Consider the following 14,488-nt stretch of genomic DNA (forward strand, 5'->3'; position numbering starts at 1 on the left):
TTTAAATAAAAAAAAGACCTGCATAAAAATTATGCAGGCCAACATGAAATATAAGGAATATAAGGAAAGAAAACAATGAAAAATCCTTACGCAGCTTATTATCCATTTTTTTTCGCCTCAGTCAACGTTTTTATTTGGATTTTAGCGAAAATAATCAAATTTACACGAATAATAAATAGCGTTAATAAAATATTAACAAAACAAACAGAAAATGACACAAATGTAATTTAAGCATATTTATTCAATACTTACTCACTAAAAAAAGCCATTTTTAGCCCATAAATCGGAAAACAACCTCGCGGAAAAACAAAGAAATACAACAAAAAAAACAACAAAATAAATTTATTAAAAAAACAAAAAACGTTTGTTTTTATATGAAAATTCAATAAAATAACAAAATATAAAACGAACTTTAAAGAATATTCATATTTAAAAACTATAATGTTAAGAATATTCATTTAATCACTTATATAAAACTCATAAAAAATACAATATAATCATAAATCGGATGAATAAATAAAAACGAGACAAAAATAAATATGATTAAAAATAAAAATGTCAAAACTTTTAAAGACAGACTCCATACTTCAATGCAAGGTCTATCTGTATCCGCTTTTGCAAAAAAATGTGATATGTCAGAAACAGTAATTCGTGATTATTTGTCAGGAAAAACTTATCCATCATTGACCCGTTTAGAAGTGATTGCCGAGAAATGTAACGTATCATTTAACTGGTTAGCAACAGGTTATAAGCTAGAAATTTTAAATCCTAAAGATGATGATGAAGTCTATAATGAAAATATCTATCGTATTCCCGTTTATAAAAAACAGTTACCAACTAAAGAAGAAGCACAAAACCAACGTTATGTTCGCGAAACTCCTCCTGTGATGAATTATCCTGTAATTGAAGGTTGGGCATCTCATCGCGGTTTAGATATTAAAAAATTAATTCTTTACTGGGCTAAAGGTGATTTGATGGCGCCTGATATCGAAAATAATAACGGCTTAATTATTAATACCGATGTAAACGAAATTATTGATGGTGCTATTTATTTATTAGAATATGAAAATTTTACATTATTAAGAAAAATACGCTTAACTCTCGGTAATTGGATATTAATCTGTAATAATGATCAATACCCAACAATTGAAGTACCTAAAGCTCATTTTGAAAAATACAACATTGTCGGCAGAGTAGTGCAAGTTATCAAAGATGTCTTTTAAGACAATTATTAGTAATCTAAAATTTTTCAAGATATAATTTATTACATGAGGAAAGTATAAAAACCCCCTTTCCTCAAAACGTTACGTTTTTCATAACACATAACATCAGTTTAATAGGTATATATTCAAGTGATTTTAATTTACTAATTTCAGATTTATGTTTGCAACTACAGCAATAAGTATTTAGCAACACAAACCTCACTTTTTATATCATTGATAAATTATCAGTGAATAACCTTTTAACTAATTAGGTCAACTATGTATCGATTTTTTGAAAAATTGGTATCACCTTATCCCAAAGATGAACCACAACCAATGGCTAAAGATTTTTTTAGCTTTATTTGGCAATCCACTAAAGGAACTCGCTGTTTCTTATTACTATTAATAATATTGAGTGCGCTAGCTGGTGCATTTGAGGCATTTTTATATGCAGCACTTGGTAAAGTTGTTGATTGGCTTGCTGCTGCATCACCAAATCAATTTTGGCAACAAGAAAAAACAACTTTAATCGTATTTGCCATCATTATATTAGCTAGCACGATTATTATTGCCTTACAAACCATCATTAAGCATCAATGCTTAGCTGGAAATTTTCCAATGCGTTTACGTTGGAATTTGCACAGATTAGTACTAAATCAAAGCATGCGTTTTTTTCAAGATGAATTCGCCGGTAGAATATCAGCAAAAGTCATGCAAACTGCACTTGCTGTAAGAGATACTTGCTTTTTAGTCGCTGATATCTTTATTTATGTTCTAATTTCATTTATCACCATGGCAACAATCATAGGTCAATTAGATCTTTGGTTATTAGTTCCATTTATAGTCTGGTGTTTTTTTTATGGCATTGCTATGTATTACTTCATTCCACGATTAAGTAAAGTAGCAAGTATGCAAGCAGATGCGCGTTCAACCATGACTGGCCGTGTAACAGATGCTTACACAAATATCATGACGGTAAAACTGTTTTCTCATGCAGGTAATGAGGCAAAATATGCACAAGAATCGATGGATGAATTTATGGTTACAGTTAATAAGCAAATGCGTTTAGTCAGTAGCTTTGAAATTGTTAATCATTTATTGTCTATTTTCCTAGTACTGGGCACTACCGGCTTATCATTATGGTTATGGAGCAATGATTTCGTTGGTGTCGGTGCAATTGCAACCACAACCGCAGTAGCGCTAAGATTAAATGGATTTTCACATTGGATTATGTGGGAAATGGCTTCACTATTTGAAAACATTGGCGTAGTTAAAGATGGTATTAATACATTTTCTGCAGCGAAAACGGTTGTTGATCAACCAAATGCACCTACACTTAAAGTAACTGAAGGTAAAATTGAATTTAAACAGATAGATTTCAGTTACGATGAAAAACTAAATAATGCAATTATTGAGAATTTAAATTTAACCATCAAACCTGGGAAAAAATTGGTTTAGTTGGCAGATCTGGAGCTGGCAAATCAACATTAATCAACTTACTGTTGCGATTTTATGATTTACAACATGGTGAGATCACCATTGATGGTCAGGATATTACTAAAGTAAATCAAGAGAGTTTACGTGCTCAAATTGGTATGGTAACCCAAGATACGTCGCTGTTACATCGTTCAGTAAGAGACAATTTACTATACGGAAATAATCATGCTACTGAACAAGAGATGATAATCGCTGCCCAAAAAGCCCATGCTGACAGTTTTATTGAAGGTTTAGTTGATGCTAATGGTAGAACTGGCTACGATGCTTTTGTTGGTGAACGAGGAATTAAATTATCTGGCGGACAACGTCAACGGATTGCTATTGCTCGTGTTATTTTAAAAAATGCACCAATACTGTTATTAGATGAAGCTACAAGTGCACTGGATTCTGAAATTGAACAAGCCATCCAAGAAAGTTTATATACCTTAATGGAAGGTAAAACGGTTATTGCTATTGCCCATCGCTTATCAACGATCGCAGCAATGGATCGATTAATCGTTTTAGATCAAGGTAAAATCATTGAACAAGGAACACATCAAGAATTACTCAGTAAAAATGGTCTTTATGCACAACTTTGGAAACATCAAAGTGGTGGCTTCCTAGCGGATAATTTCTAACTAAAAATATAAGGGCGATTAAACATCGCCCTTATACTAATTCTATATATTAATTAATAAAGTTTTTATAAAATTCAGATTCAAATCGCATAATTGCACCATTTTTTGGCTCACCTTGACTATCAGCTCGATAGCCGGATAATAACTGAACAAAGGCAATATAACGACCATCTGATTTTTGAATAAACCCAGCTAAATTATAGCTACCTTGAATATAACCCGTTTTAGCCATAACTGCTTCTTTAAATGGAGCTTGATTAAAACTTTTACGATTTTGTAACGTTCCATCTACGCCAGCAATCGGTAATTTTTCAATAAAAGCTAATTGATTATTATGTACAGAAATATATTGCAAAATCTCCATTAATTTATTCGCACTAACCAAGTTTAGACGTGATAAACCAGAACCATCGGCAATAACTAAATTTTCTAAATCAATTCCGGCTTTTTTACGTAAAATTTGTTTTACCGCATCACCACCATTACGCCAAGTTCCAGACACATTATAATAATGCGCACCTAAGGTTCTAAAAATAGTATCAGCATATAAATTATTTGATTTTTTGAGCATGACGGTTAATAACTCTGAAAGTGGCGCTGATTGGCTTGAAGCCAGTAATGTTAACCCACCTGCTACTTTTTGTTTTCTTTCAACAACTCGACCATTAAAAGTAATTTTTTGTTGTTTTAGTTCATTTTTTAAAATTGTTGAAAAATATTCGGTTGGATCAATTACCGCAAACTTTAATGGTGTTTTATCAGCATTCGACGCGATACAACCAGATAAATGGTAACGATTTTTATCAGCACTAACATCAAGTTCACAATATCTATCATTTAAATCTTTGCTATTGGCAGCAATTGTTCTGACATCACCTGTAACCATAACCGGTATATTAGGTGATACTGATATCGAAGCTTTGGAACCAGTTTTACCTGGAGTAATGGTTGCAACAAAGCAGTTATCATCAATTGTTGCTGCCGATGCAGGGGCATTATAACAAGCAGTTAAATTATTCCATGACCAACCTTCTGCTTTATCATGACTAGCAAAAATAGAAGTATCTAAAATAACATTACCTGAGATCTTTTCTACGCCTTTTTGACGTAAAGCGGTAATCATATTCTTTAACCTAGCACGATTAAAAGTTGGATCCCCACTCAACTTGATAATAAGATCACCACTAAGCTGTTTATTATTTAGAGAACCATTGGTATACATACCAGTAATAAACCGAAAATTGTCACCAAGTTCAAGTTGTGCAGCTAATGCCGTTATTACTTTTTGCGTACTAGCAGGTTGTTTAAATTGATCACTTTTGTATTTTGCTAAAGTTTTAGGTTTTCCCTCAACAGTTTGCACTAAAATGGATAAATCACTTCCTTTAGGTAAGGATGAGATATATGGTTCCACTGACTGTGCTGGTAATAAACATGAAAAAAAAGTAACAATGAAGAAAAAAGATACCTTTATATTAGTCATGAACGTATGCTCACATGAGTATTGAATAATGATAGTTAAGTAAAGATGATAAATATATCTTTTTTTGCTTGGCCTATCAATATATACTCAATCACTTTTAAAAATATGTTCCAAATATCAATACTCATAATATTTTTCTATTTATTTCAAAAAAATAACTTAATATAGGTAACATAGCTATGATTCAACATTCATTAGGCTTTCCCATTGAAACCGTGCTGATGTTTATCGTTTTGGCTTTAGCTGCGATTATAATTGATTTATACGCTCATCATAATGATAAGCCCATTAGCTTAACTAGTGCAGTTATGTGGTCTTTATTTTGGATTTTCGTGGCGTTAGGATTTGCGCTGTATCTGTATATACATCACGGTAGTGAAATAGCTAGCCTGTTTATTACTGGTTATGTACTTGAAAAAGCACTCTCTGTTGATAATTTATTTGTTATTATGGCACTGTTTTCTTTGGTTTGCTATCCCCAACAATTATCGACATCGGTTACTTTATTGGGGAGTAATTGGTGCAATCATCTTCCGAGCTGTTTTTGTCATTATTGGTACTGGTCTATTATCCTTAGGGCCTTGGATGGAGCTGGTTTTCTCTGTCGTGGTTGCCTTAACTGGATTGATGATGCTAAAAAACCAAGGCAATGATGATGAGATAAAAGATTATTCAGAACATTTTGCTTATCGTATTGCTAAACGTATTTTTCCTTCCTACCCTAAAATAGTCGGGCACCATTTCTTATTAACACAAAAACAACTCAACATCGAACTAGCCAAACCAGAGAATAGTGAACTGATCAACAAAATGCCCAAAAGTGCATTATATGCAACACCACTCTTCTTGTGTATCGTTGTGATTGAGTTAAGTGATGTTATGTTTGCATTTGATTCGGTCCCTGCAGTAATTGCGGTTAGCCAAGAGCCATTAATTGTATATAGTGCAATGATATTCGCTATTTTAGGCTTACGAACCATGTATTTTGTTTTAGAGGCAATGCAACAATATCTTGTTCATTTAGGTAAAGCAGTAATTTGCCTATTATTTTTTATTGCCGCAAAACTTGCTTTAAATGCAACTGAACATCTATTTGGTTATGGAATTAGTATTAGCCCAACCACCAGTCTTTATGTGGTATTAGGTATATTATTGTTAGGTATTATTGCGAGTGTTATTTGGCCTAACCAAACAAAAAAATAAGATATGAGGAGATAATCGGCAGGCAACCTGCCGACTAAGAATTAAAAGTTATACCCGTTTTAATGATTGAATATAGTAACTAATACCTAAAATAACAAACCAAATAGGTGTTGCCATAAGTGCTTGGCAAGTATCTGTTTCAAAAGTTAATAACACAATCACAAAAGCAAAAAAAGCAAGGCAAATAAAACACATTAAAACGCCCCCCGGCATCTTAAATTGTGATTCTTGATGTAATTTAGCTTTTTTACGACGATAGGCAATGTAAGAAATTAAAATCATCGACCAAATAAACATAAATAATATTGCAGAAATAGTCGTTACAATGGTAAATGCTTCCATAACATTAGGTACTAAATAAATCAGTACTACCCCACCAAACAAGCAAGTACATGAAAATAGCAAGCCATTAGCAGGAACAGAACGTCTTGATAATTTACCAAATGGTTCAGGTGCATCCTGCTTTTTAGCAAGGCCAAATAACATTCGACTGGTTGAGTAAATACCACTATTAGCAGAAGAAGCAGCTGAAGTAAGTACCACAAAGTTAATAATACTGGCTGCAGCAGGTAAGCCAATTAACGTAAACAACTCAACAAATGGACTTTTATTTGGTGAAATAAACTGCCAAGGCGTTACGCTCATAATGATAATCAACGCAAAGACATAGAAGAAAATAATACGGGCTGGCACGGAATTGATCGCTCGAGGTAAATTTTTATTCGGATCGAGGGTTTCAGCTGCCGTCGTTCCAACTAACTCAATCCCGACAAAAGCAAAAATTGCAATTTGGAAACCTGCAAAAAAACCCATAGTACCATGAGGGAAGAAACCACCATATTGCCAAAGATTAGAAAATGCAGCAGTAGTATTAGTTTGTTCCGAATGATAGGCGGTAACAACTAAAACAAGTCCAATAGCAATTAAAGCTAAAATAGCGACAATTTTAATCATCGAAAACCAAAACTCAGTTTCACCAAACATTTTTACCGTCAACAAATTCAAGGTTAATAGAACGATGACAGTAAGTAGCATCGGGATCCACGCTTGTAGCTCAGGAAACCAATGCTGTGCATATCCTGCGATAGCCACAACATCAGCAATTCCAGTAATAACCCAACAAAACCAATAGGTCCAACCAGTAAAAAAACCTGCCCACGGACCTAATAAATCGTTAGCAAAATCACTGAAAGATTTATAATTCAAATTGGACAATAAAATTTCGCCCATTGCTCGCATAACAAAAAATAAAACAAACCCAATAATCATGTAGACAAAAATAATAGATGGTCCAGCAAGACTAATCGTCTTTCCTGAGCCCATAAATAAACCCGTACCAATTGCACCACTAATTGCTATTAATTGAATGTGTCGGCTGGAGAGATTTCGTTTAAGATCTTGATTTGAAGACGTAGTGTTCATCTTATTGATTACCTATCGTTTTTACAATTTTTCTATTTTTATGTGGAATAGATGACTATAAAGTTAATAGCCTCAAATCGCAAGCTGAATCGTTATCAAAACTTTTTATGACATTCTAATAATTATTGATAGTCTCTTATAATATAATTGTGTAGCATAACCAACTATATCATATAACTAACTACAATAAATTATTCAAAATGAAAGAAAACAACTGTAAATCTAATATTTTCATATTATCTATTTTATTAATTCTATCATTATTGACTGGGTGTCAAAGTGATTCAAATGCAAAAAGTAAGCAATTTAGAGATGGAAAACTAGCCAATGATTTCAATATCAGCCATCCGCAGTTAGCCGTTCCAGTCAATATTTCTGATTATACTATTCAAGTTGAAAAATTAAGAACTACATCACCTTCACTGTATCAGAAAAATGAACATATTTATAAAGCTGTTGACGCTTGGATTAATCGCTCGCTAGGTTCAGCAGAATTCCATAAAGTAGGGCTAAAAAGCTATGAAATGGCAGGTAAAGATGGATATGGCAATGTTCATTTAACTGGTTATTATACTCCGGTAATCAAAGCTAGACACCAACCAACCGGTGAATTTAAATATCCAATTTATAGAATGCCAGCTAAGTCTAAAGGTCGCTTACCAAGTCGTGAACAAATCTATAATGGAGCATTAACCGGTAAAGGGCTCGAAATTGCTTACAGTAATTCATTAATGGATAACTTTATAATGGAAGTACAAGGAAGTGCCTATATTGATTTTGAAGATGGCACACCATTAGTTTTCTTCTGTTATGGTGGTAAAAATGGTCACGGTTACTCAAGTATCGGGCGTTTATTAGTTGAGCAGGGAGAAATAGCCAAGGAAGATATGTCCATTCAAGCAATTAAAAATTGGGCTAAAAATAAAAGTGAAAAACAACTTAAAACGCTATTGATTCAAAATCGATCATTTGTCTTTTTTAAACCACAATATAATGCTGAAGTAAAAGGATCTGCCGCAGTACCTTTAATTGCTAATGCTTCAGTGGCATCAGATAAATTATTAGTACCAACAGGTTCTGTCGTATTAGTGGATGTACCACTTCTCGATAATGATGGTCAGTATCGTGGTAGACGAGAAGTACGATTGATGGTGGCACTTGATGTTGGTGGTGCAATTAAAGGCCATCATTTTGATCTTTATTTAGGCATTGGTGATAAAGCTGGTAAACAAGCTGGTTACTATAATCATTTTGGCCGAGCTTGGGTTATCAAACCTTAATTTACCAACATCGACGTCAACAAAAGAACCTGCTAGAATACGTTAAAAAGCAGAATTAAGGATAACTTATGAGATTATGTGACCGTGATATTGAAGCATATTTAGATAGTGGTAAATTAAAAATCACGCCACAACCAGAACTGAGTTGTATTAATGGTGCAACTGTTGACGTTCGACTTGGTAATCAATTTCGTACTTTTAAAGAACATACTACCCCCTATATTGATTTAAGTGGTCCAAAAGAAGAAGTTTCTGCTGTTTTAGAGCGTGTCATGAGCGAAGAGATGATACTATCTGAAGGTGATGCTTTCTATTTACATCCTGGCGAGTTAGCTTTAGCCGTAACGCTTGAATCGGTAACCATCCCTGATGATTTAGTTGGTTGGTTAGATGGGCGTTCATCGTTAGCGCGTCTAGGACTTATGGTTCACGTTACTGCCCATCGCATTGATCCAGGCTGGCATGGACAAATCGTTTTAGAATTTTACAATTCTGGAAAAATCCCAGTAGCATTAAGACCAGGTATGACCATTGGTGCACTAAGTTTTGAAACCCTTAGTGGCCCAGCTGCACGACCATATAATCGAAGACAAGATGCTAAATATAAAGACCAACATGGCGCTGTTGCCAGTCGTATTGATAAAGATTAATAACATTTATCACCTTAATATAGGAACATTCATATGATAAAAAAGATACTGGTTATTCTATTTATCTTAATTTTGGTTATTGTTATCAGCATTGTTTCTCTTATTGTGTTTGTTGATCCAAATCATTTTCGCGGATATATATCTCAAACAGTAAAAGATAAAACTGGTTATGAATTAACTATTGAAGGTGACTTACGCTGGCATATCTGGCCTCAGGTCAGCATCTTAACTGATGCAGTTAAATTATCTGATAACGGTGCAACAAAACCGCTATTAACTGCAGACAATATGCGACTTGATGTTGAACTTCTACCGCTTTTTTCAAAAAATTTAGCGATTAAAAATGTATTTATCAAATCAGCATTAATCAATATTACTGACGAAAGTAAAGGTGATAATGCTAAAAAATATACCCAAACTCTAACTCCTCCATCGCAACCAAACACAGATATATCTGAAAATAAAAAGAATGTATCTAATTGGAAATTCAGCTTAAATAAATTTGAAATAGCCGATAGTACGGTGGCATTACAATATAATAATGATTTGATAAATTTCAGAAATATCAATTTGTTATTAGAACAAAATAACGATAAGAATCTTTCAATCGAATTAAAAGGAAATATTGATAAAAATCAGCAAGATCTATTTTATTCGGTTAATGCCAATGTCGATTTAACTCAATTCCCAGAAAAAGCCATTATCGACCTTAAAAAGTTAGATTACAGCTATAACGGCATTGCGAGTTCAAACAAAGCACTCAAAGGAAGTGCAACTGGTGTATTTAATTATCAACAAAGCCCTAAGCAATTAAATAGCCAAAACTTAGTTTTTTCCGTTAATGACAATAATTTTACCAGTAAAATCAATACTCGTTTTGATAATAAACCATACGTCGATTTACAATTGAGTTCAGAAAAATTAGATTTAACGCCTTTTTTACAACAAAATGCAAAATCAAACAAAGACATTCCCGTACAACAAACTTCACCTGTTGTTTCTAGTGTTGCCAAAGATAATAATCAATTAAGTATTCTTAATGCATTTGATGGCAAAACAACGATAAATATCAAGGAAATTAAAGCAAATAAAATCATCATGAACAATGTTAAACTAAACGTTGATAATCAGGATGGAATAGCGACATTTAAAGATTTAAATTTTGATTTTGCTAATGGACATATAACCGCAACTGGCACTGCTAACGGCAAACAGAAAACACCGCAGATTAAACTTAATACCAAAATTAACAATATTAATTTAAATTCTTTTTTTACCCAAATGGATATGGCGTATGATCTAGATGGTATATTTAATGCTTCAGGGATATTAGAAACCAATAGCTTAACAACAAATAAATTATTAGAAAGTCTCAAAGGTAATGCGAATATCGTCATTACCAATGCTAAATTGAATAACATTAATATTCAAAATATTATCGAAAGTGCAGCTGCAAAATATGGCAACGGCAATGACAAATCGGGTAATCAAAAGAAATATACTGAGTTTCATAAAATCAACACCAATGCTTATTTAAATCAAGGTAATATAGAACTTAATTTGCTCAATGCCAATTCAGAAACCTTAGATATAATAAGTGGTTCAGGCAAAGTGGGAATGCTTAATCATGATTTGGATGTTAATTTAAATATCAAGTTGCTTGGTGGTTGGAATAGTAAAAGCGACACCATTGCCAAATTACAGAAAGTGACTATACCACTACGTATATATGGTCAGTTTTCTAATTTACGCTATCAGTTAGATATAGCTCAAATACTGTCCGATGTGTTTAGTGATAAATTACAACAGCGTTTAGATAAACTACGTGATAAATTAGAAAATCGCAATGGCAAGGATAAAGACAAAGACAAAGACAAAGACAAAGACAAATTAAAGTCTAAAGCAGTCGATATATTAGGCGGATTACTAAAGAAATAAATTTCTCATTAACTAAATAATAAAGATAAAAAAGGTGAGTTATCTAACTCACCTTTTAATTTAACAACATCTTTTATTATAAAATGAACTTGCTCAAATCTTCATCTGCAACAAGCTTATCTAGATGATCACTAACATATTTAGCATCAATTGTGATAGTTTGACCACCCAATTCACTGGCCTCGAAAGAGACATCTTCCATTAAACGTTCAAGCACTGTATGCAAACGGCGAGCACCAATATTTTCATTTTGTTCATTAACTTGCCATGCAGATTCAGCAATTTTACGGATACCATCTGGTGTAAAGTCAATATTAACACCTTCAGTTGCCATTAATGCTTTATATTGGACTGTCAATGATGCATTCGGTTCAGTTAGAATTCGTTCAAAATCTTCGCTTGTTAACGCTTGTAATTCAACTCGAATTGGTAAACGTCCTTGCAACTCAGGAATTAAATCTGATGGATTAGCAGTTTGGAACGCGCCCGATGCAATAAACAAAATATGATCAGTTTTTACTGAACCATGTTTAGTTGAAACGGTACAACCTTCAACAAGTGGTAGTAAATCGCGTTGCACACCTTCACGAGAAACATCCGGTCCAGATGAATTACCTCGTTTACACACTTTATCGATCTCATCGATAAATACAATTCCATTTTGCTCAACAGCTTCAATGGCTTCGTGTTTAAGATCATCAGGATTAACCAACTTCGCAGCCTCTTCTTCTATTAGCTGTTTGAAGGCATCTTTGATCTTCATTTTACGCGCTTTAGTTTTTTGACCACCTAAATTTTGGAACATCGACTGTAGTTGGTTAGTCATCTCTTCCATACCTGGAGGAGCCATAATTTCTACACCTATATTGACGCCAGCTACTTCAATTTCAATTTCTTTATCGTCAAGTGCACCTTCACGTAATTTTTTTCTAAATGCTTGTCTAGCTGTTGAATCATTATTATTTTCAACTTGCCCCCAACCATCTTTAGCTGGTGGAACAAGCACATCTAAAATACGCTCTTCAGCTAGTTCTTCAGCTCGATTACGATTTTTTTCGATAGCTTCTTGGCGAATCATTTTCACAGCAGAGTCAGTAAGATCTCGAATAATCGAGTCAACTTCTTTACCGACATAACCAACTTCAGTAAATTTGGTAGCTTCTACTTTAATAAAAGGTGCATGAGCTAATTTAGCTAATCGTCTAGCAATTTCAGTTTTACCTACCCCTGTAGGGCCGATCATAAGAATATTTTTTGGCGTAACTTCATGACGTAATGCTTCATCAAGTTGCATACGACGCCAGCGATTACGTAAAGCAATGGCAACAGAACGTTTTGCTTTATCTTGTCCAATAATATGTTGGTTTAGTTCGCTTACAATTTCGCGAGGAGTCATTTCAGACATAGTAGTATTTCTCTTAAATCAGATTAATTAGTAATTAAGCTCTTCAATAGTTTGGAAGTTATTTGTGTAAACACAAATATCACCCGCTATTGATAGAGATTTTTGCACAATATCATGTGCAGATAATGAGGTATTATCTAATAAGGCTCTTGCAGCTGCTTGAGCATAAGGTCCACCAGATCCAATCGCTATCAAATCATCTTCTGGTTGAATTACATCTCCAGTACCGGTGATAATCAACGATGCGCTTTCATCTGCAACGGCAAGTAGTGCTTCTAATTTACGAAGCATTCTATCTGTCCGCCAATCTTTAGCTAGCTCTACAGCAGCCTTAGTTAAATGACCTTGATGCATTTCTAGCTTTCTCTCAAATAATTCAAATAGCGTAAAAGCATCAGCAGTACCTCCAGCAAATCCTGCAATCACTTTGTTGTTGTACAATCGGCGAACTTTACGAGCATTACCTTTCATAATAATGCGCTCACCTAATGTAACTTGTCCATCGCCACCAATAACGACTTGACCTTCACGACGAACACTGACAATTGTTGTCATATTCTGCTCCTTCTTTTACATAAAAACTTAATTCGGAAATGAATAGAGAATATATTGGGGTGATTAGTAAATTTTCAATATCAGATTATCAAGATGCGGAATATTTATTCATCAATAAATGACATAACATAAATAAATTTTAAAAATCAGATAACTATCAAATTATTTACTTTGGTTGAAATTCGATATTCATGGTTTTTACTTCACTATAAAAACTACTTGCTGGTTTTGGTATAACCGCTAATTTAGTTGCAGCAAGCGCTTCTCTACATAGATCAGCATCACCACCTTTTGAAGTGACATTAAGCAATAGTCCATCAGGTGCTATCTGAATTTGTAATTCACAAGTTTTGCCACGATAAACATTTGGTGGATTAATAAATTTATTACTTATTGCATTTTGTACTAACGATTTATATTTATCTAGCTCACCATCGGATACACCTTTACGACTGGCAACTCCTCCAGAACTTGGTGTTCCTGAGGTAAGCCCACCTAAAAGATCGTTGAGAGCTTTATCTTTTTTAGCTTGCTCAGCCTTCTGTTTGGCTTTTTTTTCGGCAGCAGCTTTTTCTGCTGCTGCTTTTTCAGCGGCAGCTTTCTCTGCTGCTGCTTTTTCTGCTGCGGCCTTTTCAGCGGCAGCTTTCTCTGCAGCTGCCTTTTCAGCGGCGGCCTTTTCAGCGGCGGCTTTCTCAGCAGCGACTTTTTCTGCTGCTGCTTTCTCAGCAGCGACTTTTTCTGCTGCTGCTTTTTCAGCAGCGACTTTTTCTGCTGCTGCCTTTTCAGCGGCGGCTTTCTCTGCTGCTGCCTTTTCAGCGGCGGCTTTTTCAGCGGCAGCTTTCTCTGCTGCGGCCTTTTCAGCGGCGGCTTTCTCTGCAGTTGCCTTTTCTGCGGCAGCTTTTTCAGCGGCTGCTTTCTCTGCTTCCGCTTTTTCAGTGAGTTCTTTTATTTGTTTATCTAAAAGTTCTTGACTCTTTTGATCTGCTTTTTGTTGATTAGTTTTAGTCTGCAATTGTCTTTGATATTGTTCGGTCATAACCGATGGATCAATCATGATAGCATCAATCGAATTACCATTGATAGTACCATAGTTTTCACCAGTATCACTTACAAACTTATATCCCAAGGCAATAATTAATATGCCATGTAAAAGAATGGAAATGATAACCGGTAAACTTAATTTTGAGTTTAACTTACTAGACATTGCTGACATTTTTATATTTAATAATTATTAAG

Annotated in this window: 9 protein-coding genes and 2 pseudogenes; 6 read left to right on the plus strand and 5 right to left on the minus strand. The window is 34.2% G+C overall.

What is annotated here, in order from left to right; translation table 11 throughout:
* The first annotated feature begins 539 nt into the window (after nucleotides 1-539).
* Both RAM17_RS10845 and RAM17_RS12635 read left to right on the plus strand, forming a co-directional pair.
* Entirely contained in the window at nucleotides 540-1,223 is a 684-nt protein-coding gene (locus RAM17_RS10845) for a LexA family transcriptional regulator (RefSeq protein ID WP_110447271.1), read from the plus strand.
* A 258-nt stretch (nucleotides 1,224-1,481) separates the two neighbouring features.
* A pseudogene (locus RAM17_RS12635) lies at nucleotides 1,482-3,316 on the plus strand (ABC transporter ATP-binding protein).
* A 49-nt stretch (nucleotides 3,317-3,365) separates the two neighbouring features.
* On the opposite strand, the gene dacB reads toward RAM17_RS12635, so the two are convergent.
* Nucleotides 3,366-4,799 carry a serine-type D-Ala-D-Ala carboxypeptidase gene (dacB, locus tag RAM17_RS10860; protein WP_110447269.1) on the minus strand — a complete coding sequence of 478 codons (1,434 nt, stop codon included), beginning with the start codon at nucleotides 4,797-4,799 and terminating at the stop codon, nucleotides 3,366-3,368.
* Nucleotides 4,800-4,978: 179 nt separating this feature from the next.
* On the opposite strand from dacB, the pseudogene RAM17_RS10865 reads away from it, so the two are divergent.
* A pseudogene (locus RAM17_RS10865) lies at nucleotides 4,979-6,002 on the plus strand (TerC/Alx family metal homeostasis membrane protein).
* Between the two features lie 48 nt (nucleotides 6,003-6,050).
* On the opposite strand, the gene cycA reads toward RAM17_RS10865, so the two are convergent.
* A complete protein-coding gene (gene cycA, locus RAM17_RS10870) occupies nucleotides 6,051-7,424 on the minus strand; it encodes a D-serine/D-alanine/glycine transporter (RefSeq protein ID WP_306240139.1) in 1,374 nt (457 codons plus the stop codon).
* Between the two features lie 200 nt (nucleotides 7,425-7,624).
* Here cycA and mltA point away from each other — a divergent pair, with 200 nt between their 5' ends.
* The 3 genes from mltA (at nucleotide 7,625) to asmA (ending at nucleotide 11,292) form a co-directional block, all read left to right on the plus strand.
* A complete protein-coding gene (mltA, locus tag RAM17_RS10875) occupies nucleotides 7,625-8,704 on the plus strand; it encodes a murein transglycosylase A (protein ID WP_110447266.1) in 1,080 nt (359 codons plus the stop codon).
* Between the two features lie 68 nt (nucleotides 8,705-8,772).
* The gene (dcd, locus tag RAM17_RS10880; protein WP_065650757.1) at nucleotides 8,773-9,354 is read left to right on the plus strand and encodes a dCTP deaminase; all 582 of its coding nucleotides are present in this window, start codon (nucleotides 8,773-8,775) and stop codon (nucleotides 9,352-9,354) included.
* Nucleotides 9,355-9,387: 33 nt separating this feature from the next.
* Nucleotides 9,388-11,292, plus strand: a complete 1,905-nt coding sequence (gene asmA, locus RAM17_RS10885) for an outer membrane assembly protein AsmA (RefSeq protein ID WP_110447265.1) — start codon at nucleotides 9,388-9,390, stop codon at nucleotides 11,290-11,292.
* A 76-nt stretch (nucleotides 11,293-11,368) separates the two neighbouring features.
* Here the strand turns inward: asmA and hslU are convergent, their stop codons facing one another.
* From hslU to tolA, 3 genes are all read right to left on the minus strand, one after another.
* Nucleotides 11,369-12,697, minus strand: coding sequence for an HslU--HslV peptidase ATPase subunit (hslU, locus tag RAM17_RS10890; RefSeq protein WP_110447264.1), 1,329 nt, complete (start codon nucleotides 12,695-12,697; stop codon nucleotides 11,369-11,371).
* A gap of 27 nt (nucleotides 12,698-12,724) precedes the next feature.
* Complete coding sequence (gene hslV, locus RAM17_RS10895; RefSeq protein ID WP_025316169.1) at nucleotides 12,725-13,252, minus strand: ATP-dependent protease subunit HslV; 528 nt, start codon at nucleotides 13,250-13,252, stop codon at nucleotides 12,725-12,727.
* Nucleotides 13,253-13,418: 166 nt separating this feature from the next.
* Nucleotides 13,419-14,465: a cell envelope integrity protein TolA gene (gene tolA / locus RAM17_RS10900; protein ID WP_110447263.1), complete on the minus strand. Its 1,047-nt coding sequence runs from the start codon at nucleotides 14,463-14,465 to the stop codon at nucleotides 13,419-13,421.
* Nucleotides 14,466-14,488 lie beyond the last annotated feature (23 nt).

This window comes from Gilliamella apis (assembly GCF_030758615.1).
Lineage (GTDB): Bacteria > Pseudomonadota > Gammaproteobacteria > Enterobacterales > Orbaceae > Gilliamella > Gilliamella apis_A.

Bases quoted from the DNA above. Each gene is read 5' to 3' on its own strand.
- RAM17_RS10845 (WP_110447271.1), top strand. From the start codon at position 540: ATGATTAAAAATAAAAATGTCAAAACTTTTAAAGACAGACTCCATACT.
- dacB (WP_110447269.1), bottom strand. From the start codon at position 4,799: ATGACTAATATAAAGGTATCTTTTTTCTTCATTGTTACTTTTTTTTCA.
- cycA (WP_306240139.1), bottom strand. From the start codon at position 7,424: ATGAACACTACGTCTTCAAATCAAGATCTTAAACGAAATCTCTCCAGC.
- mltA (WP_110447266.1), top strand. From the start codon at position 7,625: ATGAAAGAAAACAACTGTAAATCTAATATTTTCATATTATCTATTTTA.
- dcd (WP_065650757.1), top strand. From the start codon at position 8,773: ATGAGATTATGTGACCGTGATATTGAAGCATATTTAGATAGTGGTAAA.
- asmA (WP_110447265.1), top strand. From the start codon at position 9,388: ATGATAAAAAAGATACTGGTTATTCTATTTATCTTAATTTTGGTTATT.
- hslU (WP_110447264.1), bottom strand. From the start codon at position 12,697: ATGTCTGAAATGACTCCTCGCGAAATTGTAAGCGAACTAAACCAACAT.
- hslV (WP_025316169.1), bottom strand. From the start codon at position 13,252: ATGACAACAATTGTCAGTGTTCGTCGTGAAGGTCAAGTCGTTATTGGT.
- tolA (WP_110447263.1), bottom strand. From the start codon at position 14,465: ATGTCAGCAATGTCTAGTAAGTTAAACTCAAAATTAAGTTTACCGGTT.